General features: G+C 68.3%; 21 protein-coding genes. 13 read left to right on the top strand and 8 right to left on the bottom strand.

Going from position 1 to position 20,849, the window contains the following annotated elements; genetic code table 11:
* The first annotated feature begins 18 nt into the window (after positions 1–18).
* Both lat and FEK34_RS00445 read left to right on the top strand, forming a co-directional pair.
* Positions 19–1,368, top strand: a complete 1,350-nt coding sequence (gene lat, locus FEK34_RS00450) for an L-lysine 6-transaminase (RefSeq protein WP_171047986.1) — start codon at positions 19–21, stop codon at positions 1,366–1,368.
* A gap of 84 nt (positions 1,369–1,452) precedes the next feature.
* A complete protein-coding gene (locus FEK34_RS00445) occupies positions 1,453–2,763 on the top strand; it encodes a hypothetical protein (protein ID WP_249358724.1) in 1,311 nt (436 codons plus the stop codon).
* A 67-nt stretch (positions 2,764–2,830) separates the two neighbouring features.
* Here FEK34_RS00445 and FEK34_RS00440 read toward each other — a convergent pair whose 3' ends face one another.
* From FEK34_RS00440 to FEK34_RS00425, 4 genes are all read right to left on the bottom strand, one after another.
* Entirely contained in the window at positions 2,831–3,178 is a 348-nt protein-coding gene (locus FEK34_RS00440; RefSeq protein ID WP_138445907.1) for a hypothetical protein, read from the bottom strand.
* Between the two features lie 74 nt (positions 3,179–3,252).
* The gene (locus tag FEK34_RS00435) at positions 3,253–4,200 is read right to left on the bottom strand and encodes a patatin-like phospholipase family protein (RefSeq protein ID WP_138445906.1); all 948 of its coding nucleotides are present in this window, start codon (positions 4,198–4,200) and stop codon (positions 3,253–3,255) included.
* A 208-nt stretch (positions 4,201–4,408) separates the two neighbouring features.
* A complete protein-coding gene (locus FEK34_RS00430) occupies positions 4,409–6,211 on the bottom strand; it encodes an acetyl/propionyl/methylcrotonyl-CoA carboxylase subunit alpha (protein ID WP_138445905.1) in 1,803 nt (600 codons plus the stop codon).
* 153 nt (positions 6,212–6,364) lie between these two features.
* Positions 6,365–7,270: a sulfurtransferase gene (locus FEK34_RS00425; protein ID WP_138445904.1), complete on the bottom strand. Its 906-nt coding sequence runs from the start codon at positions 7,268–7,270 to the stop codon at positions 6,365–6,367.
* A gap of 168 nt (positions 7,271–7,438) precedes the next feature.
* Between FEK34_RS00425 and FEK34_RS00420 the strand changes: the two genes are divergently transcribed.
* On the top strand, positions 7,439–8,191 hold the full coding sequence (locus tag FEK34_RS00420) for a helix-turn-helix transcriptional regulator (RefSeq protein WP_138445903.1): 753 nt from the start codon (positions 7,439–7,441) through the stop codon (positions 8,189–8,191).
* Here the strand turns inward: FEK34_RS00420 and FEK34_RS00415 are convergent.
* The 3 genes from FEK34_RS00415 to FEK34_RS00405 form a co-directional block, all read right to left on the bottom strand.
* Positions 8,114–8,752 (bottom strand): nucleoside triphosphate pyrophosphatase, encoded by a 639-nt coding sequence (locus tag FEK34_RS00415; protein ID WP_138445902.1) that lies wholly within the window; start codon positions 8,750–8,752, stop codon positions 8,114–8,116. The genes FEK34_RS00420 and FEK34_RS00415 overlap by 78 nt on opposite strands.
* A 27-nt stretch (positions 8,753–8,779) precedes the next feature.
* On the bottom strand, positions 8,780–9,100 hold the full coding sequence (locus FEK34_RS00410; RefSeq protein WP_432760914.1) for an acyl-CoA carboxylase subunit epsilon: 321 nt from the start codon (positions 9,098–9,100) through the stop codon (positions 8,780–8,782).
* A gap of 138 nt (positions 9,101–9,238) precedes the next feature.
* On the bottom strand, positions 9,239–10,879 hold the full coding sequence (locus FEK34_RS00405) for an acyl-CoA carboxylase subunit beta (protein WP_138445900.1): 1,641 nt from the start codon (positions 10,877–10,879) through the stop codon (positions 9,239–9,241).
* Positions 10,880–11,072: 193 nt separating this feature from the next.
* Between FEK34_RS00405 and FEK34_RS00400 the strand changes: the two genes are divergently transcribed.
* From FEK34_RS00400 to FEK34_RS00380, 5 genes are all read left to right on the top strand, one after another.
* Positions 11,073–11,255 carry a hypothetical protein gene (locus FEK34_RS00400; protein ID WP_138445899.1) on the top strand — a complete coding sequence of 61 codons (183 nt, stop codon included), beginning with the start codon at positions 11,073–11,075 and terminating at the stop codon, positions 11,253–11,255.
* A gap of 28 nt (positions 11,256–11,283) precedes the next feature.
* Positions 11,284–12,081 carry a biotin--[acetyl-CoA-carboxylase] ligase gene (locus FEK34_RS00395; protein ID WP_249358723.1) on the top strand — a complete coding sequence of 266 codons (798 nt, stop codon included), beginning with the start codon at positions 11,284–11,286 and terminating at the stop codon, positions 12,079–12,081.
* A gap of 113 nt (positions 12,082–12,194) precedes the next feature.
* The gene (locus tag FEK34_RS00390; protein WP_138445898.1) at positions 12,195–12,722 is read left to right on the top strand and encodes a PH domain-containing protein; all 528 of its coding nucleotides are present in this window, start codon (positions 12,195–12,197) and stop codon (positions 12,720–12,722) included.
* A gap of 40 nt (positions 12,723–12,762) precedes the next feature.
* Positions 12,763–13,440: a response regulator transcription factor gene (locus FEK34_RS00385; protein ID WP_036533618.1), complete on the top strand. Its 678-nt coding sequence runs from the start codon at positions 12,763–12,765 to the stop codon at positions 13,438–13,440.
* A gap of 1 nt (position 13,441) precedes the next feature.
* Positions 13,442–14,752 (top strand): sensor histidine kinase, encoded by a 1,311-nt coding sequence (locus tag FEK34_RS00380; protein ID WP_138445897.1) that lies wholly within the window; start codon positions 13,442–13,444, stop codon positions 14,750–14,752.
* Positions 14,753–14,767: 15 nt separating this feature from the next.
* On the opposite strand, the gene FEK34_RS00375 is transcribed toward FEK34_RS00380, so the two are convergent.
* Positions 14,768–15,316, bottom strand: coding sequence for a GtrA family protein (locus FEK34_RS00375; RefSeq protein ID WP_014349340.1), 549 nt, complete (start codon positions 15,314–15,316; stop codon positions 14,768–14,770).
* Between the two features lie 39 nt (positions 15,317–15,355).
* Here FEK34_RS00375 and FEK34_RS00370 point away from each other — a divergent pair, with 39 nt between their 5' ends.
* The 5 genes from FEK34_RS00370 to FEK34_RS00350 all read left to right on the top strand — a co-directional run bounded on the left by FEK34_RS00370 (position 15,356) and on the right by FEK34_RS00350 (position 20,714).
* Positions 15,356–16,576 (top strand): 5-(carboxyamino)imidazole ribonucleotide synthase, encoded by a 1,221-nt coding sequence (locus FEK34_RS00370; protein ID WP_283206576.1) that lies wholly within the window; start codon positions 15,356–15,358, stop codon positions 16,574–16,576.
* A complete protein-coding gene (gene purE / locus FEK34_RS00365; protein WP_014349342.1) occupies positions 16,569–17,078 on the top strand; it encodes a 5-(carboxyamino)imidazole ribonucleotide mutase in 510 nt (169 codons plus the stop codon). Before FEK34_RS00370 ends, purE begins: the two co-directional genes overlap by 8 nt.
* Before the next feature lie 159 nt (positions 17,079–17,237).
* Positions 17,238–18,623, top strand: coding sequence for a lipase family protein (locus FEK34_RS00360; protein WP_349292397.1), 1,386 nt, complete (start codon positions 17,238–17,240; stop codon positions 18,621–18,623).
* Between the two features lie 88 nt (positions 18,624–18,711).
* Positions 18,712–19,395: a TetR family transcriptional regulator gene (locus tag FEK34_RS00355; RefSeq protein WP_138445896.1), complete on the top strand. Its 684-nt coding sequence runs from the start codon at positions 18,712–18,714 to the stop codon at positions 19,393–19,395.
* Between the two features lie 158 nt (positions 19,396–19,553).
* Positions 19,554–20,714, top strand: a complete 1,161-nt coding sequence (locus FEK34_RS00350; protein WP_138445895.1) for an acyl-CoA dehydrogenase — start codon at positions 19,554–19,556, stop codon at positions 20,712–20,714.
* The last annotated feature ends 135 nt before the right edge of the window (positions 20,715–20,849 follow it).

Here is a 20,849-nt window from a genome sequence, read left to right as displayed (position 1 = left end):
CTTTCGTACCCTGCGGATGTGACCATCGAACTGGAGCGCACCCGCTCGGATGGTGACGAGGTATCGGTCACCACCGCATCCCGAGTCCATGAGATCTTGTCGGCGAGCATCCTCGCCGATGGCTTCGAGCTGGTTCTGGACCTGCGACAATCGCAGGGCCGCCACCTCGTCGACGAACGTGACGGCACCGTCTACCTGGACATGTTCGGCTTCTTCGCCTCCAACGCCCTCGGCATGAATCATCCGGCGCTCGCCGGTGACGAGGCGTTCGTCGCGGAGCTGGCCGCCGCCGCACTCAACAAGCCGAGCAACTCCGACATCTACACCGTCGCCATGGCCCGTTTCGTGGAAACCTTCGTGCGGGTGCTCGGCGATCCCCGGCTGCCGCACCTGTTCTTCATCGACGGCGGTGGGCTCGCCGTGGAGAACGCGCTCAAGGTGGCGTTCGACTGGAAGAGCAGGCACAACGAAAGCCACGGCCGGTCACCGCGACTCGGCACCCAGGTGATGCACCTGACCGGCGCCTTCCACGGACGCACCGGCTACACCATGTCGCTGACCAATACCGACCCCACCAAGACCGCGCGCTTCCCGGCCTTCGACTGGCCGCGCATCGAGGCGCCGTACCTGGGCGAGGGGCGCGATATCGCCGCGGCCGAACGGCTCGCCCTCGACCAGGCGGCCCGCGCCTTCGCCGAGAACCCGCATGACATCGCGTGTTTCATTGCCGAACCGATCCAGGGCGAGGGCGGCGATCGGCATCTGCGCCCGGAATTCCTCGCCGCGATGCAGCAGCTGTGCCACGACAACGACGCGCTGTTCGTACTCGACGAGGTGCAGACCGGTGTCGGCATGACCGGAACGACCTGGGCCTACCAGCAATTCGGGCTGGCACCGGATGTGGTGGCCTTCGGGAAGAAGACCCAGGTGTGCGGCGTGATGGCGGGCGGGCGCGTGGACGAGGTTGCCGACAATGTGTTCGCTGTCAGCTCCCGGCTGAACTCCACCTGGGGCGGCAACTTGACCGATATGGTGCGCACCCGCCGCATCCTCGAGGTGATCGAACGCGACGGGCTCGTCGAACGCTCCCGGCTGCTCGGCGCGCACCTGCTGGACCGGCTCACGGAGCTGGCGCGGCGGCATCCGACCGTGACCGAACCGCGTGGTCGCGGGCTCATGTGCGCGATCACCCTGCCCGACACCCGCTTCCGTGACGACGTGCTCACCCAGCTGCGCGAACGCGAGCATGTGCTCATCATCGGCACCGGTGAACGCGGCATCCGGTTCCGTCCGCCGTTGACGGTGACCGCCGAGGAACTCGACGCGGCGGTGACGGCCCTTGACCGGGTGCTCACCGACCTGCCCTGAGCCATCGTCGGCTCGACGCGGTTTCCCCCCGAGTTCGGCGCGGACAGCTGCGCTACCGGGTGGCTATCCCTATGCTTCGCTGCCATGTCCTCCCGTCAGCACCACAATTCAGCGCCGGTGCCCGGCGTGCGCGGTCAGTGTTCGGGGGCTGCGACGCGGGTCATCGGCGCGAGAACCAACACCTGCCGAATCGATCACGGCGTGCGGCGCCGCCGGGCTTCGCTGGTCGCCTCCCTAGCGGTGGTGGCGGCCGTCGCCGGGTGTTCCACCACGAGCGAGGCCGGCTCGGTCCAGCACACCGGGGGCGCGACCGCCGCCACGACCTCCGCGCCGCCACCACCCCATCTGGCGAACCTGCTACCCGGCATGCCGCCGCCGCTGTCGGACACCGACGTCTACGCGGCCAACCGGGAGCTCGATCCGTCGGTCGCCGACCATCGCGCACTCGTCTACGTGCCCAACAGCGAATCCAATACCGTCACCGTGATCGACCAGGCGACCTTCCAGGTGGTCGACACGTTCTCCTCGGGCGGGCAGGAACCCCAGCATGTGGTCCCGTCCTATGACATGCAGACCCTCTACGCCACCAACGATCTGCCCATCGGCGGTGGGAGCCTGCTGCCCATCGACCCGCGAACCGGCAAGCCGGGCGCGCCGATTCCGGTGCGCGACCCGTACAACATGTATTACACGCCGGACGGCAAGTTCGCCCTGGTCGTCGCCGAGGCGGACAAGTCACTGGACTTCTACGATCCGAAGACCTGGCAGAAACTGCACGGCGTCCCGGTGCCCGACTGCGCGGGCGTCGACCATATGGACTTCACGGCCGACGGCCGCTTCGCCCTGGCCAGCTGCGAATTCATCGGGCGGATGCTGGTTTTCGACGTCGCCGGACGCAAGCCGATCAAAACCATCGACCTGCCCGGCGGTCGCTCCGGCAAACCGCAGGACGTGAAGCTCTCACCGGACGGCACCCAGTTCTTCGTCGCGGATATGGTCGCCAACGGCATCTACGTCTTCGACGCGCTCACCTTCGACTACACCGGTTTCGTGCCCACCGGCCATGGTGCGCACGGGCTCTACATCACCCGTGACTCGAAGCAGATGATCATCACCAACCGGCACGAGGGCAGCATCTCGGTGTGGGACTTCGCCCAGGACAAGCTGGTGCACAAGTGGTACCTGCCCGGCGGCGGCAGCCCCGATATGGGCAATATCTCCGCCGACGGCCGCGTCTTCTGGGTCTCCGGCCGCCACCACGGCGAGGTCTACGCCATCGACATCATCGACTGGAAGCTACTGGCGCGCATCCCCGTCGGGAAGGGTGCGCACGGGTTGACGGTGTGGCCGCAGCCGGGGCGGTATTCCACGGGGCATACCGGCGTCATGCGGTGAGCAGGCGGCGGTCCTGTCGTCAGGCGGGACCGCCCACTCGCGCGACCTCGATGTGTTCGGCGGGGACTCAGACGGTTCGGCGTGGCGTCAACCCGAGCGCGCCCTCGGTGAACCGCTGCACCGCTGTCAGTCCGGCATCGAGGGCCTCGTCGAAGCCCGGCCGGGACCAGCCGGTGATCTCGGCCGTGCCATCCTCGCCGGGCGTGACACCGATTTCGGCGACGAGTTCGGCGGTGGTCGGCTCGCACACTGCCCAGGAGTAGTGGGTTTCGTCGTCCCACTGGCTATTGCGGCGGGCCACGTAGCCCGGATCGGTGATCCCGCCTTCGGCCAGCGCCGGGCGGTCGTCGATACGATCGTCGGCGCGCAGGGCACGCAGGTACCAGGAACCCGCGTTGATCTCGATCGGTTCCATCAGCTCTCTTCGTGTCGGATGCCCGGCAGCGGGTCGGCGTGCTGCGCGTACCGTGGTCGGCTACCGGTGCAAGGTTAGCCGCGCGAGTTATCCCGCTGCGCTACCACCTCGCCCAGCGCGGCATGTGCTGCCTGCCGCCCGATCTCGAGCGCCCGCGCCAGTAGATCGGTATCGCGGGCCGCGCTGTCGACGGCAGGCGAACCCGCGGGCGGATGGATCTGCAGCACGGCGTCGCCGAGGCCGGCCAGGACCCGGTCTTCCACCGCTTGCTGATGCGGGCGCTCCAGCCAGGCCCGGTAGGCGCCGGGCGCGCGCACCCGGAGATAGGTGCCGCCGACCACGGAATGCACGCGGGAGGCGGGCGGGCGCCGCTCGTCCACCCGACGGGTGCGCAGCACCAGCGCGTGGGTCGCGCCGGAACGCAGTGCGGTGCGGATCGGCACGGTTTCGGCGAGCCCGCCGTCCAGATAGGACGCGTCACCGAGCGCCACGGGCGGGCCGGCCAGGATCGGCAGTCCCGCCGAGGCCCGTAGCGCGGTCATGAGGGTGCGCTTGTCCACGATGTGACGATTCAGGTCCACCGCCAGCCCGGTGCGCACATCGGTGGCCACCGGGTGGAAGGTGGTGGAGTTGGCCAGAATGGCCGGGAAATCCATGGGCTCGATGCCGTCGTAGACCTGATGCACCAGATACCGCAGGTCGAAGGCCGGGCGGCCACGCAACAGCCGGGCCGGGTCGATCGCCCGGCGCATGATCACCGGATCGGTCCACGACCGCATGCCGGGCTCGGCTCGCCCGCACAGCAGCCACGCACCATTGATCGCACCGGCCGACGTGCCGTACACGGCGTCGAACACCGACGACAACCCCAGCTGCTCGAGCCCGTGCACCATGCCGCTGGAATACACGCCACGGCTGCCCCCACCCTCGACGACGAGCACCAGCCGATACCCATCGGCGCGGCTACCGGATTCGACGCGGGTACGAATGACCTCCGCGACGGCGGGCGAAGAGCTGGTCACGCGACCACGATACTGGGTCTTCGGGCCGTCGGCGCGGCGTGTTCGCGCCCCGGGTGTCTCGCCGCGAACGGGGCTCCGGCGTTCAGGGGGCTTGCGTTCGTGCGGCGTCATCGCCACCGGTGCGCGGAGCGATCCGGAAACGCGAAACGGGCCGCGAACGGGGCGTCACATTGCCCCATTCGCGGCCCGCTATCGGCCTGGCCGAGTCCTACTTGATCTCGGCGAGCACGGTGCCTTGGGTGATGGCGGCGCCGGCTTCGACGGCGAGTCCGGTGACGACGCCGGATTTGTGGGCGTTGACCGGGTTTTCCATCTTCATGGCTTCGAGCACGAGGATCAGGTCGCCGGCTTCGACGGTCTGGCCTTCCTCGACGGCGACCTTGACGACGGTGCCCTGCATGGGTGCGGTGACCGAGTCGCCGGAGGCCGCGCCGCCGCCCGCGCCGCCACGCTTGCGGGGCTTGGGCTTCTTGCGGATCACACCGGCACCGTTACCGCCCGCACCGGCCGCACCGGCACCGACGGTGAAGTTGCCGGGCAGCGAGACCTCGACGCGGCGGCCGCCGACTTCGACGACCACCTTCTGGCGCGGTCCTTCCTCGTCCTCATCGAGCGGGGCACCACCGGTGTAGGGCTCGATGGTGTTGTTCCACTCGTTCTCGATCCACTTGGTGTAGACGTCGAACTTCTCACCGTCACCGATGAAGGCGGGGTCCTCGACGATGGCGCGGTGGAACGGGATGACGGTGGCCAGGCCCTCGACGTGGAACTCCGCCAGCGCGCGGCGGGCGCGCTCCAGGGCCTGGGTGCGGTTCTCGCCGGTGACGATCAGCTTGGCCAGCATGGAGTCGAACTGGCCGCCGATCACGCTGCCGGCGACCACACCGGAGTCCACGCGCACGCCGGGGCCCGCGGGCTCGGAGTAGGCGGTGACGGGGCCGGGGGCGGGCAGGAAGCCGCGGCCGGCGTCCTCACCGTTGATGCGGAATTCGAAGGAATGCCCGCGCGGGGTCGGGTCTTCCTTGATCGACAGTTCTTCGCCGTTGGCGATGCGGAACTGCTGGCGCACCAGGTCGATGCCGGAGGTCTCCTCGGTGACCGGGTGTTCGACCTGAAGGCGGGTGTTGACCTCGAGGAACGACACGGTCTCGCCCTGCACCAGGTATTCCACGGTGCCGGCGCCGTAGTAGTGGGCCTCGCGGCAGATCCGCTTGGCCGACTCGTGGATCTTGGCGCGCACCTCATCGGACAGGAACGGTGCCGGGGCTTCCTCGACCAGTTTCTGGAACCGGCGCTGCAGCGAGCAGTCACGGGTGCCCGCGACCACGACGTTGCCGTGCTTGTCGGCGATGACCTGGGCCTCGACGTGGCGGGCCTTGTCCAGGTACTGCTCGACGAAGCACTCACCGCGGCCGAACGCGGCCACCGCCTCGCGGGTGGCCGACTCGAACAGCTCCGGGATCTCCTCGATGGTGTGGGCGACCTTCATGCCGCGTCCACCGCCACCGAAGGCGGCCTTGATGGCCACCGGGACGCCGTACTTCTTGGCGAACTCGACGACCTCGTCGGCGTTCTTGACCGGGTCCTTGGTGCCCGCGGCCATCGGCGCGTTCGCGCGTTCGGCGATGTGGCGGGCGGTGACCTTGTCACCGAGGTCGCGGATGGACTGCGGTGACGGGCCGATCCAGATCAGCCCGGCGTCGATGACGGCTTGGGCGAAGTCGGCGTTCTCGGAAAGGAATCCGTAGCCGGGGTGGATGGCGTCGGCCCCGGACTTGGCGGCGGCGTCGAGGATCTTGTCGAACACCAGGTACGACTCTGCCGACGTCTGTCCACCGAGGGCGAAGGCCTCATCGGCGAGCTTGACGAACGGGGCATCGGCATCGGGTTCGGCATACACCGCGACGCTGCCGATACCGGCATCCTTGGCCGCCCGGATCACGCGCACGGCGATCTCGCCTCGGTTAGCTACGAGTACCTTCGTGATCTGCGCGCTGGCATGGCTGGGCACTGAGCCTCCTGTGCAATCTTCTCTGTGGTCGCCCCTGGGTCGACAACTCAACGTCTGGGGCGAGTGTAGGCAGTCTGCCAACAGACGCCGAACTCGGATAGTCCTACCGAAGAGTAGGTTGTGGATCACATATATGGTCGGCCGGGGTCTGTGTTACCTGCTACGAGCCCGGCGACCGGCACCGGCCGGTGCGCTGCCCGGCTCACTTCCGCGGGCGATCGGCATGCGCACCGAGTTGCCCCATTCGGTCCAGGAGCCGTCGTAATTGCGGACCGAATCGAAGCCGAGCAGGTATTTGAGCACGAACCAGGTGTGGCTGGAACGCTCGCCGACCCTGCTGTAGACGATCAAGGCGTCTTCGGCGGTGAGTTCGCCGTAGAGGGCGTCGAGATCGGCGCGCGGACGGAAGCGGCCGTCGGAAGTGAGCGCCTCGGTCCACGGAATGTTCACCGCAGTCGGGATGTGGCCGGCGCGCAGCGCGAGATCGTCCGGCGCCGTGGACGCCTCACCGGTGTATTCCTCTGGCGAGCGCACATCGACCAGTGGTTTGCCCAGATGGTTGAGGACCTCGGAGCGAAACGCGCGATCGGTGCTGTCGTCGCGGCGCACGGCCGGGTAGCCGCTCGGTGCCAGGCGCGGCGGTTCGAAGGTGGTGTCGCGCTCCTCGCCGATCCAGGCCTCGCGGCCGCCGTCGAGCAGCCGGACGTCCTCGTGGCCGAACAGGGTGAGCACCCAGAGCGTGTGCGCGGCCTGCGCATTGCCGCGATCGCCGTAGACGACCACGGTGTCCTCGCGTTCGATGCCCTTGGACCGCATGAGTTCGGTGAACCGCGCGCCGTCGATGTAATCGCGGGTGACCGGGTCGTTCAGGTCGCCGCGCCAGTCGATTTTGGTGGCGCCGGGTACGTGCCCGATGTCATAGAGCAGGATGTCTTCGTTCGACTCGATGATCTTCAGCCCGGGAGCGCCGATGTTTGCCGACAGCCATTCCGTGGTTACTAGTCGTTGTGGGTGTGCGTAGGCACCGAAGGCGGGATTGGGGTCCGGGGCGACGGGCACGTCAGGGATCCTTCACACGAGGTAGGCGGCGGTTGGGCGGTATCGGGGTCGCACAGTGCATGGTATGTGTGACCCGAAGATGAATCTCGTTTCAGATCACAAATCGGCTGATTGAGCGAATAAGTCGCACGAGCATCCGATAAAGTCTCCCGGGAGGAGGGGTGAGCTATGTCCGATTCGTGGCCGCGGCGGCGACTGCTCGCGATCCTACGTGGCGCCAGCGAGCCTCTCGATGCCCAGGAGCTGGCCAAGATCACCGGACAGCACGTCACCACGGTCCGATTTCATCTCGATGTCCTCACCCGGGAATCCCTGGTCCGGCAGTTTCAGCAGCCGCCACGGGGCCGCGGGCGCCCGCGCATCGGGTACCGCGCCGTCCAGCGAACGGTCGGCTATCAGGAATTGGCGCAGGTGCTCGCCGATCAGCTCGGGCCGGATCCGCGCCGGCGCGCCGAAGCCGCGGTGGCGGCCGGTCGCGCATGGGGCGCCCGCCTGGACGTGGTCGAGCAGCCCGCCGAAACGCTCGGCGAGGCCAAAGACCTGGCCATGTCATTGATGTCGGAGCTCGGATTCGCTCCCGAACGTGATCCCGCGGGCGATACCGACGAGAAGGTCACCATCCGGCTCACGGCCTGCCCGCTGCGCGAATTGGCCCGCACGCATTCCGAGGTGGTCTGCGGGGTGCATCAGGGGCTGTTGCAGGAAGTGCTGGACCGCAACGGCGCCCGCGACCGGGTGCAGGTCAGCCTCGATCCGTTCATCGAGGACGAGGTGTGCGAATTGCGGCTGGCCCTGCTGGCCGTCGGCCGCGAACCCTATGGCGAGGGGCCGCGCCCGGCGCCGTCAGTCGTCGGCCGGGTGCCGCCACAGGTCCGCGACAGCGACCCCGACATCGTCGAGCAACCTGCGCAGCAGTGGTAGCCCGATGCCGATCACGCTCGACGGATCGCCGTCGATGCGGTCGACGAACCAGCCGCCGAGACCGTCGAGGGTGAACGCTCCCGCCACCTGCAAGGGCTCACCGGTGGCGATATAGGCCTCCAGCGCCTCGGGTTCGGGTTTGGCGAAATGAATCGTGGTGGAGCTGCAATCCACCGCTTCCGCGGTCACGGCGCCGTCCAGCAACCGCAGCACGCAGTGCCCGGTGATGAGTTCGGCGCTGCGCCCGGCCATCGCGTTCCAGCGGGCCCGCGCCACCTCGGGGGTATGCGGTTTGCCTTGCAGCGTGCCGTCGATCAACAGCATGGAATCGCAGCCGACCACCACACAGTCGCCGGCGAATTCCGGGACCGCGGCGGCGACCGTCGCGGCCTTCGCCTTGGCCAGTTCGACCACCACCTGCTGTGGTGGGGTATCCGCGGGCAGTGCCGCGGCCACGGCGTCCTCGTCCACGTCCGAGACCCGGACGACGGGCTCGATGCCCGCGGACCGCAGTACGGTGCGCCGGGCAGGGGACGCTGACGCGAGAACCAGTTCGGTCACGGATGTTCCCCTCCCGGCGCCTTCGGCTCAGCGCAGATGCGACAGCTGCGGGAACGCGTACGGGGAGAACGGCGAGGTGCCGCGGTGCATCATGGTCGGCCTGCCCCAGAAATCGTTCGGTCCCTGTGGGCCCGCGGGCGCGGCACTGTTGGCCGCCGCGCTCAGCACGCACACCAGCGCCGCGATCTCCTCATCGGTGGGCGCACCCTTTTCGATGATCAGGAAGGGCTTCTCGCCCGCGACCGCAGCCAGGGCGGCGTCGACGTCGGCGCCGACTGCCGCGGCGTCATCGAGCGAGTCGACCGCGAGGTCGAGTTCGGCGGCGGTCAGCACTTCTTCATCTGCCACGATTGTCACGGTGCCAGATCCTCTCTCTTGCCTTGGCCGGACGAGGGGTCGTGTCCGGCCAAGAGACGCAATCATCGTCGGATTCACTCATTGCATCACTGCAACCAGTGTGCGCGGCTCAACGAGGGTATCGCTGATTCACAGCGGAATGTTGCCGTGTTTCTTCGGCGGGAGGGTGACCATCTTGCGTTCGAGCAGTCGCAGCGCGGACACGATCTGGCCGCGGGTGTGCGACGGCGGGATGACCGCGTCGACGTAGCCGCGTTCGGCGGCGACGTACGGGTTCACCAACGTGTCCTCGTACTCGTTTTGCAGCTCGAGCCGCAGCGCATCGACGTCGGCGCCCTCTTTGGCGGCCTCGGCCAACTGCTTGCGGTAGACGAATCCGACGGCCCCGGAAGCACCCATGACGGCGATCTGCGCGGTGGGCCAGGCGAGGTTCACATCGGCACCCATGTGCTTGGAACCCATGACGTCGTAGGCGCCGCCGTAGGCCTTGCGGGTGATGATGGTGATTTTGCCCACAGTGGCCTCGCCGTAGGCGTAGAGCAGCTTCGCGCCGCGGCGGATGATGCCGTTGTATTCCTGTCCGGTACCGGGCAGGAAGCCGGGCACGTCGACCAGGGTGATGATCGGGATGTTGAACGCGTCGCAGGTGCGCACGAAGCGGGCGGCCTTCTCCGAGGCGTCGATGTCGAGGCAGCCGGCGAACTGGGTGGGCTGGTTGGCGACGATGCCGACGCTGCGGCCATCGACCCGGCCGAAGCCGACGATGATGTTCATCGCGCGTTCGGCCTGCACCTCGAGGAATTCGTCGTCGTCGAGTAGGCGACGGATGACCTCGTGCATGTCGTAGGGCTGGTTCGGCGAGTCCGGGATCAGCGTGTCGAGTTCGAGGTCTTCCTCGGTGAGGCAGTCCTCGATGGCGCCGTCGATCGGATCGGTGGCCGGGAACCGCGGCGCCTCGGCGCGGTTGTTGCTCGGCAGGTAGGACAGCAGGTCCTTGACGTAGTCGAGGGCGTCCTGCTCGCCGGAGGCGACGTAGTGGGCGACACCGGACTTGGTCATGTGGGTGTTGGCGCCACCGAGTTCTTCCATGGTGACTTCTTCACCGGTGACGGTCTTGATGACGTCGGGGCCGGTGACGAACATCTGGCTGGTGCCGTCGACCATCACCACGAAGTCGGTCAGCGCGGGGGAGTAGACGTGCCCGCCGGCGGCCGGGCCCATGATCAGCGAGATCTGCGGGATCACGCCGGAGGCCTGGATGTTGCGGTGGAAGATCTCGCCGTAGAGGCCGAGGGAGACCACACCCTCCTGGATGCGGGCGCCCGCGCCTTCGTTGATGCCGATCAACGGGCGGCCGGTCTTCAGGGCCAGGTCCATGACCTTGACGATCTTCTCGCCGTAGACCTCGCCGAGGCTGCCACCGAAGACGGTGACGTCCTGGCTGAAGATGCACACGTCGCGGCCGTCGATGGTGCCGTAACCGGTGACCACACCGTCGCCGAGGGGCCGGTTGTTCTCCAAGCCGAAGTTGACGCTGCGGTGGCGGGCCAGGGCGTCCAGCTCGACGAAGGAGCCCTCGTCGAGCAGGGCCAGGATGCGTTCGCGGGCGGTCATCTTGCCCTTGGCGTGCACCTTGTCGACCGCGGCCTCACCCATCGGGTGCTTGGCCTCTTCCAGCCGATTCCGCAGGTCAGCCAGCTTGCCGGCGGTGGTGTGGATATCTGGGGCACCCGCCGGTCCCGGCGTAGGCTGCTGCTGGACACTCGTCATGGGTTCGGAGTGTAACCAGTGCCAGTACCGCCTGTTAACCCAGGAAGGGCTACCGGTCAGTAGAAAACCCCAGGTGGGCATGGGGTAGGGGCGAAAAATCGGTTTCTTTCCCAATGGGCTTCGCAATACCCTGTGAGCATTCATTTTTCGAGCTCAGGGGAGGGGAGCGAGCATGTGGGGATGGAGTAGTTCGGTGGCCGAAAGCGCGGCCGCGGCGGCGTTCACCCGGCCGGTGACCGAGCCGGAGCCGAAGTTCACCGAAACGGAGTCCGTCGCAGAATTCGGATTCACCGCGGAGGCGTCCGAGGAAGAGATCGGGGGCAACTCCGCGATGCGACCGGCGGTACGTCCGGCCGATTTCGATCTCGCGGGGTAGCGCCACCGACGGCGAGTAGCCTGCGCATGTGCACAGGCCACCGTTGGATGCAGAGCAGTTGCGGCGCGACATCGCCGAGGACGACCGGTTGTCGTTCTATCGCGAGCTCGAGGTCGTCGAGACGACCGGATCCACCAACGCCGATCTGATCGCCAGGGCGGCCGACCCCGATGCCGACCGGATCGCGCTGCTGGCCGAGGCGCAGGAGCAGGGGCGTGGCAGGCACGCGCGGGTATGGGTCAGTCCGCCGCGCGCGCAGATCGCGCTATCGATTCTGGTGCGGCTGCCGGGCATCGACCCGTCCGCACTCGGCTGGCTACCCCTGTTGACAGGAGTGGCGGTGGTGGACGCGTTGCGAACCACGGCCGCGGTGCCCGCCACCCTCAAATGGCCCAATGACGTGTTGATCGAGGGCCGCAAGGTGGCGGGCATCCTCGCCGAGGTCGCCGCGAGCGGCGCCGAGCCGGCGATCGTGGTCGGCGTCGGGCTGAACGTGAGCCTCGCCGAGGACGAACTTCCGGTGCCGCACGCGACCTCGCTGACGCTGGCGGGCGCGGCCGTCACCGACCGCACCGCGCTGGCGCGTTCGATCCTCGCCGAATTCGCCCGCCGGATGAGTGCCTGGCGCGAAGAGGGTTGGGCCGTACCGCATCTGGCCGCCGCCTACCGCGAGCATTGCTCGACGCTCGGTGCCCGGGTGCGCGCCGACCTGCCCGGCGGGAAGACGCTCACCGGCGTGGCCACCGACGTCGACGACGCCGGCCGGCTGCTCATCGGCGATCAGGCGGTCTCGGCCGGCGACGTCACCCATCTGCGCCCCCAATAGCGCCCCCGCGTCACTGAACCCGTTGCGGTCGAGAGCGTTCCAGGCCCACCGCCGGCCTCGACACCCCGCCGCGCGCCGGTCGTTTCGCGATTGCGGGCGGTAGGGTTCGGCACATGGGTTATCCGGAGGACGTCCTGGCGCCCGACGAAGAGCTGATACTGCATCGTCATCCGCACTGGAAGATGCTGTTCTGGCCGGTCGTCACCTTGATCGTCGCCACTGCCTTGGCGGGCTTCGCCGGTGGGGTGGCCTACCGCAATACCGAGACGCCCGGCCGGTCGATCCTGCTGCTGGTGATCTTCCTGATCTGGCTGCTCATCGTGGTCTGGCGCTGCGTCATCCCGCTGATCAGCTGGAAGTCGACGCACTTCATCATCACGCAGCGGCGGGTGCTGGTGCGCCAAGGCGTGATCACCCATACCGGCATCGATATCCCGATGAGCCGCATCTCCAGCGTCCAGTTCCGGCACGGCCTGTTCGACCGGCTGCTCGGCACCGGCACCCTGATCATCGGATCCTCGTCGGAGGAGCCGCTCGAATACGACGACATCCCGGCGGTGCAGCAGGTGCACGCGCTGCTCTACCACCAGGTGTTCGAGGTCGAGCGCGGCCATCGTGACGATTCGCACGGCTACCGGTGAGCGACACGCCGGTCGCCGCGCGGATCCGTAATCTTGCTCTATGACCGCTGTACTGCTGGCCGAGGACGATGAGGCCATCGCCGCGCCGCTCTCGCGCGCCTTGGGCCGGGAAGGCTACTCGGTCACCGTCGAACGCTTCGGTCCCGCGGTGCTGCGCCGCGCGCTCGAAGGCAACCACGATCTGCTGATCCTCGACCTCGGGCTGCCCGGCATGGACGGGCTGGAGGTGTGCCGTCAGGTGCGGGCGCGCGGTGCCGATCTGGCGGTGCTGATGTTGACCGCGCGCACCGACGAGGTCGATTTCGTGGTCGGGCTGGACGCGGGCGCCGACGACTACGTGGGCAAACCGTTCCGGCTGGCCGAACTGCTGGCCCGGGTGCGAGCGCTGTTGCGGCGCAGCGGAATCGGCGACGACACCGTCGAGGTGGGCGGCATCCGGCTCGAGCCCGCCGCACGGCGGGTACTGGTCAACGGCGTCGAGGTCGGGCTGGCCAACAAGGAGTACGAGCTGCTCAAGGTGCTCATCGACCGGGCGGGCCAGGTGGTTTCGCGCGAGACCATCCTGCGCGAGGTGTGGGGTGATGCCGAACTGCGCGGCTCCAAGACCCTCGATATGCATATGTCGTGGCTGCGCCGCAAGATCGGGGACGAGGGCCCGATGGCGGAGCGGCGCATCGTCACCGTGCGCGGTGTCGGGTTCCGGCTGAACACCGACTGACGTGCGGCGCCGGATTCTGCGGTCCATGCTGACCGTGCTCATGCTCACCACGGTGGCGCTCGGCGTGCCGCTGACCTACACCGCGTGGCTGTGGGTCGAAGACATCACCCGCAACGATCTGCAGAACCGGCTCGAGCGGATCGCGGTGGAGGTGATCGCCCAGGAACGCGAGGACGGCCGGGTGCACGACGGCCTCGATCTGCGCACCGTGCGTCCGCTGGTGCCCGACGACGGCAAGCTCACCATCATCTATCCGGCGCCGCACGACAACGCCTCCCAGGTCGATATCGGTCCGGAGCGGGTGCAGGATCCGCTGCTGGAATCGCTGTCGATGGGGGCGTCGGGGTCGTTGCGGCTCGAGGTTCCGTCGGCGCCGATGCATGCCAGGCAGCGCCAGGCCGTCGCGGTCGTCGGGTTGGCCGTGCTGGCCTCGCTCAGCGCCGCGGTGGCGGTGGCGGTGGTGACCGCGCGCCGGGTCGCCGATCCGTTGCGCGATGTGGCGGCGCGGGCGGCCCGGCTGGCCATGGGTGATTTCCGGCCCGATCCGCGCAGGCACGGCATCGCCGAGCTGGACCGGGTCTCCGATGTGCTGGATTCGGCGACCGTGGAGATCGCCGGTCGGCTGCAACGCGAGCACGCGCTGGTGGCCGACGTCTCCCACCAGTTGCGCAGCCGGCTCACCGCGGTGCGGCTGCGGCTGGACGAGCTGTCGGCGCACCGTGACCCGGATGTGGTGCACGAGGCTGAGGAGGCGATGGCGCAGGTCGACCGGCTCACCGAGGCCATCGACGATCTGGTGCGCGCCTCCCGTGACGAGGACGCCACCGAACGCGATCCGGTGCCGGTGATGGACGAGCTGCGCGGCATCGTCACCGAATGGACCCATCCGTTCGCCGAGGCCGGGCGCACCCTGCAATTGATCGGTGACGATCAGCTGCGCGCGCCGATCACCGGTTCCCGGTTGCGGGAGGCGGTCGCGGTGCTGATCGACAATGCCCTCATGCACGGCGGCGGCACCTGCACGGTGTCGGTGCGCACGGTGCGCCCGGGTGGGGATCGGGAGCCGCTGGTGTGCGTGGAGATCGCCGATGAGGGCGACGGCGTCAGCGATGAGCTGGCCCCGCACATCTTCGATCGGGGGTTCTCCGGGGCGGGCTCGACCGGTGTCGGGCTGGCGCTGGCGCGGGCGTTGATCGAGGCCGACGGTGGGCGGCTGGAGTTGCAGCGGCGCAGGCCGGCGTTGTTCGCGGTGTTCCTCGGGGCGCCGACGGCGACGCGTCAGGCCAACGGGGTGGTGGGGGAGCCGCGCTAGATTCGCGGCGGCTGCTCAGCCCTGATGGCCGAGGCGGCGCTCTTCCTCGACGAGCTCTTCGAACTCTTCCATGATCTGTTCCATCTCATCGGGGAACACCCAGCGGCGCATGGCCCAGAAGCGGAACGCCATCTGCAGCAGGTTGCCGATGATGTAGGCGCTGACGAAGTCGGCGATGTTCTCCACCAGGAAGCTGACATCGGGCTGGCGCAGATGGAACACATAGCTGGAAATCCACAGCGGGACGAAGCTCAGCACCACGCCGACGCCGCTGACGCCGAAGAACAACAGCGCCTCGTGATGGCGTTCGCGCCCGCCGCGGTTCTTGAACGACCATTCCCGGTTCAGGATGTAGGAGGCGATCACCGCGATCACGCCCGCGATGATCTTGGCGGTGACCGGCTTCTCGGCCAGTACCGTCCACTTCAGGGCGTAGAAGATTCCGCTGTCGATGACGAAGGTGGTCGCGCCGACGATCGCGAACTTGATCAGCTCACGGTGGCGATACGCGATCTCCTGCGCAGGCTTGGGAAGGACGCTGACCACGTCGTCGACGAATGACACAAGGCCCGAGTGTACCGGTAGCGGTCATTCGCACCGGACATGACAGTATTGACCGACGTGAGCGCACGTTCCTTCGATCCTTCGGCAATGCCGACCGTCACCATGATCGGCGGTGGCCAGCTCGCGCGCATGACGCACCAGGCCGCCATCGCACTGGGCCAGCGCCTCCGGGTGCTCGCCGAGCGGCCCACCGATCCGGCCGCGCAGGTCAGCCCCGACGTCGTCCTCGGCAGTCACACCGACCTGGCCGCGCTGCGCGCCGCCGCGGTCGGTTCGCACGCGCTGACCTTCGATCACGAGCATGTGCCGACCGAACACCTCGAGACGCTGGTCGCCGAGGGCGTGAATGTGCAGCCGCCGCCGTCGGCGCTGCTCTACGCGCAGGACAAGCTGGCCATGCGGATGAAGCTGTCGAGCATGGGGCTGCCGGTGCCCGCGTTCGTCGAGGTGACCGAGCCCGCCGACGCGGTGAAGTTCGGCGCCGAACAGGGCTGGCCGATCGTCGTCAAGGCGGTGCGCGGCGGCTACGACGGGCGCGGCGTGTGGATGCCGGAGGACGCTGCCGAGGCCGAGCGGATCGTCACCGATCAGCTGGCGCACGGGGTGCGGCTGCTGGCCGAGGCCCGGGTGGATCTGAAGCGGGAGCTGTCGGCGATGGTGGCGCGCTCGCCGTTCGGGCAGGCCGCGACCTGGCCGGTGGTGGAGACCGTGCAGCGCAAGGGGCAGTGCGCGGTCGTCATCGCGCCCGCGCCGGAGCTGTCCGAGCAGGTCGGCGCCGAAGCCGAGACCATGGCGCTCGCGCTGGCCAGCGAACTCGGTGTGGTCGGCGCGATGGCGGTGGAGCTGTTCGAGACCCACGACGGCACGCTGCTGATCAACGAGCTGGCCATGCGCCCGCACAATTCCGGGCACTGGGGCATGGACGGCGCCCGCACCGGCCAATTCGAACAGCATCTGCGCGCGGTGCTCGACTACCCGCTCGGCGACACCAGCCCGCTGGCGCCGGTGACGGTCATGGCCAATATCCTCGGCGCCCCCGAGGCTCCGGCCATGTCGATGGACGAGCGGCTGCATCACCTGTTCGCCCGGATGCCGGACGCGAAGGTGCATCTGTACGGCAAGGGGGAGCGCCCGGATCGCAAGATCGGGCATGTGAACGTGCTCGGCGACGATGTCGCCACGGTGCGGGAGAAGGCCGAGCGGGCGGCGCATTGGATGTCGCACGCCGTATGGACCGACGGATGGGATCCGCATGAGTGAGCAGCAGGGCCCGGCAGTCGGCCTGATCATGGGCAGCGACTCCGACTGGCCGACCATGGAGGCCGCCGCCGAGGCACTGGCCGAGTTCGGGATCCGCTTCGAGGTCGGCGTGGTGTCCGCGCACCGCACCCCGCAGCGCATGCTCGACTACGCTCGCGACGCGGCCGGGCGCGGCATCAAGGTCATCATCGCCGGCGCGGGCGGTGCCGCCCACCTGCCCGGCATGGTCGCCTCCGCGACCCCGCTCCCGGTGATCGGCGTCCCGGTCCCGCTGAAATATCTGGACGGCATGGACTCGCTACTGTCGATCGTGCAGATGCCCGCCGGCGTCCCGGTCGCCACCGTCTCCATCGGCGGCGCCCGCAACGCGGGCCTGCTCGCCGCCCGCATCCTCGCCGCCCACGACCCGGCCCTGCTCGAGCGCATGCGGCAGTTCCAGGCCGGACTCGAGCAGATGGTGCTGGACAAGGACGAGGCGCTGCGCCGCAAGCTGCTCGGCTGAGCGGTCGTTCACATCGCGTCGAGGTGCGGGCCGGCGCGGCGCCACCCGGGCGCTGTGAGCCGGAGCTCTATCGCAGAAATTTGCGATCCGCGTCACTGCGTGCCATTCTCTCCACAATGTTAGACGGCGGTGTCTGACGTGTGAGGAAATGGAGTGAGCGTGAGCTCTTGGGAGCGGGTTTCTCATCGCCTGGCCGTCCTGGCGGCCGGGGCCGTGGCCGTGGGGGCATTGCTGGTACCTGGCGGCGCGGCGGCTGATCCCGTCGACGTGCGGCCGGCACCCGCGGTGCCGCTGCCGCCGGAACTGGACCGCGAGTTCTACTACCCGCCCGCGCAGATCGTGGCGTCCAAGATGCCGGGTGAGATCATCGCGGCGCGGCAGGTGAATGTCGCGAACGCGGGATTGATCCCGGTGAACGTCGACGCGTGGCAGGTGTCCTACCGATCGAACAACACCCGTGACGAAGCGATCCCGGCGGTGGCGACGGTGCTGAAGCCGCGTGGATCGGCGCCGGACAAGCTGGTGTCGATGCAGCTCGCCGAGGACTCGCTGGCCGCCTACTGCTCCCCGTCGTACGCCGTGCAGCAGTGGTCGGCGGCCGCATTCCTCGGTCAGGTCGTCGCACCGGCCGAATTCCTGATCGCGCAGGGTGCCCTGCAACAGGGCTGGGGTGTGGTGATTCCCGACCATCAGGGCCCGAACAATGCCTTCGCCGCCGGTCCGCTGGCCGCACGGATCACCCTCGACGGTATCCGCGCGGCGCGTGGATTCGAGCCGATGCGGATCACCGACGATGCCCGGATCGGCCTGTTCGGCTACTCCGGCGGTGCGATCGCGACCGGGCATACTGCCGAGCTGAAGCAGAGTTATGCCCCTGAACTGAATATCGTCGGCGCGGCCGAGGGTGGTGTGCCCGCCGATCTCGGCAACGTCCTGCAGGTCGGCAACGGCCAGGCCTGGTCGGGCATGATCATGGCGGCCGTGCTCGGTCTTGCCAACGAGTATCCCGAGTTCGCGGCCCTGCTCGACCGCGATCTCGACCCGCTCGGGCGGGGGCTGGCACAGGTGAAGAGCAACCTGTGCGTCCAGTGGAACACGGCGCTGTTCCCGTTCCTCAACATCAAGGGCATGCTGCGGGTGGACGGCGACCCGCTGGATCATCCGGTCGTTCGGGACGTGATCGACAAGACCCGGATGGGTAAGTCCGTTCCGGACATGCCGATGTTCATCTGGCAGGGAAATCCGGACGAGCTCATCCCGGTCGGCCCGGTCAACACGATGGTCGACACCTATTGCCGCAACCCCGAGGCTCAAGTCCAGTACGTCCGCGAGCATGCGGCCGAGCACTTGACCACCGCGGTATCCGGTGCGCCGATGGCCTTGCTGTGGCTGCGTGACCGGCTCGAGGGCGTGCCCGCGCAGCCGGGGTGCAGCACCTTCGACGCAGGCCTGATGGTGCTGGATCCACCGAGCGCCGCCATGCTCGCGGCGACCTTCGGCGAAACCTTCGCCTCGTTCTTCGGTAAGCCGATCGGCGTCAAGTAGCGGGACGGGCCGTCCGGCACCGGGCGCCGCGGTGCCGGACGGCCGTCGGCAACTCGATCGACGTGCCCGTGCTCGATACGGTGAAACGATGACGACCGACGAGACGGCGCGGGTCAAAGCGGGTGACGATACCGTTCGGTTCCGCTTGGCCGTGGTGGATGTGGCCCTGCGATTGTTCGCCGAACAGGGGTATGAGTCGACGTCGGTGGATGAGATCGCCGAGGCGGCGGGTATCTCGCGGCGCACGTTCTTCCGGCAGTTCCGGTCCAAGGAAGATGTGATCTTCGCCGATCACGAGGCGCAGTTGGCGGCGGCGGGGGAGTATCTGGCGGCCAGCGACGAGGACCCGTGGGACGCGGTGTGCTCGGCGGTGGTCGGCGTGTTCGAGCGGTTCACGCAGTGGCGCGATATCGCCGCGCGCCGGTATCGGGTGGTGCGGCGGGTGCCGGCGCTGCGCGAGCGCGAGATCGTGACGGTGTTCCGGTACGAGCGGCTGTTCACCGATTTCCTGCGCGAACGGCAGCCGGAGGCCTCGGATCTGGCGCGGGTGCAGTTCACCGCCGCGGTCACCGCGACGCACAACTATCTGTTGCGGCGCATGGTGCGCGGGGAATCCGATGCAGGTGCGGCCGATCTGCGGGTCGAGCTGGCCGCGATCCCGCGCGGTGCGCAGCGGCCCGGATCCGACGAGATGGTGCTCGCGGTGTTCCCGCGCGATCTGCCGCCGCGCCGGGTCGCCGATCTGCTCGAACGCCGTCTCGGTAATCTGTGACCAGCCACACAGCTGATCCTGACACTCAGTGCCACGCGGTCCCTCCCGGTAGCGCGAGTTCGGCGCGTATACTCGGCAACGACGTGGCACTGAGTGCCGGACCAGTCTGTGTGTCCGGAAAGGACCGCAGCTTTCACACACGACCAGGAGCGTGCCCGATGGCGGGAAACCCCGATTTCGACCTGTTCAAGCTCGAGGACTTCCACGATGAGCTGCGTGCGGCCATCCGCGGCCTGGCCGAGAAGGAGATCGCGCCGCACGCCAAGGACGTCGACGGCAACGCCCGCTTCCCGGAAGAGGCGCTGACCGCGCTCAACGCGGCCGGCTTCAACGCCGTGCACGTGCCCGAGGCCTACGGCGGCCAGGGCGCGGACTCGGTCGCCACCTGCATCGTCATCGAAGAGGTCGCCCGCGTCTGCGGTTCCTCCTCGCTGATCCCCGCGGTCAACAAGCTCGGCACCATGGGCCTGATCCTCAACGGCTCCGAGGAGCTGAAGCAGAAGGTGCTGCCCGACATCGTCAACGGTGAGATGGCCTCCTACGCGCTGTCCGAGCGTGAGGCCGGCTCCGACGCGGCGAGCATGCGCACCCGCGCCAAGCAGGACGGCGACGACTGGGTCATCAATGGCTCCAAGTGCTGGATCACCAACGGCGGCAAGTCGTCCTGGTACACCGTGATGGCCGTGACCGACGCCGACAAGGGCGCCAACGGCATCTCGGCGTTCATGGTGCACAAGGACGACGAAGGCTTCGTCGTCGGCCCGCTCGAGCACAAGCTGGGCATCAAGGGTTCGCCCACCGCCGAGCTCTACTTCGAGAACTGTCGCGTTCCCGGCGACCGGATGATCGGCGCGCCGGGCACCGGTTTCAAGACCGCGCTGCAGACCCTCGACCACACCCGTCCCACCATCGGCGCGCAGGCCGTCGGCCTGGCCCAGGGCGCGCTGGACGCGGCCATCGCCTACACCAAGGACCGCAAGCAGTTCGGCAAGGCCATCGCCGACTTCCAGAACACCCAGTTCATGCTGGCCGACATGGCGATGAAGGTGGAAGCGGCCCGCCTGATGGTCTACACCTCGGCCGCGCGTGCCGAGCGTGGCGAGCAGAACCTCGGCTTCATCTCCGCCGCGGCCAAGTGCTTCGCCTCCGATGTGGCCATGGAAGTCACCACCAACGCCGTCCAGCTCTTCGGCGGCGCCGGCTACACCACCGACTTCCCGGTGGAGCGGATGATGCGCGACGCGAAGATCACCCAGATCTACGAGGGCACCAACCAGATCCAGCGTCTGGTGATGAGCCGCGCCCTGCTCAAGGGCTGAGAACCGCCGGCCGAGTGGCCGGTAGCGCTCGACGGGAAAGCCCCGTGCGATCGGACCACATCGGTTCGATCGCACGGGGCTTTCCTTCCGTATAGCCGTATATGCGCCCATCGGTCGCTGCCCACCCGTCGCCCG

The sequence above is a fragment of the Nocardia cyriacigeorgica genome (genome assembly GCF_005863245.1).
GTDB classification, from domain to species: domain Bacteria; phylum Actinomycetota; class Actinomycetes; order Mycobacteriales; family Mycobacteriaceae; genus Nocardia; species Nocardia cyriacigeorgica_C.
The sequence above is the reverse complement of the archived record's forward strand: the minus strand, read 5'-3'. Positions and strand labels throughout refer to the sequence as shown.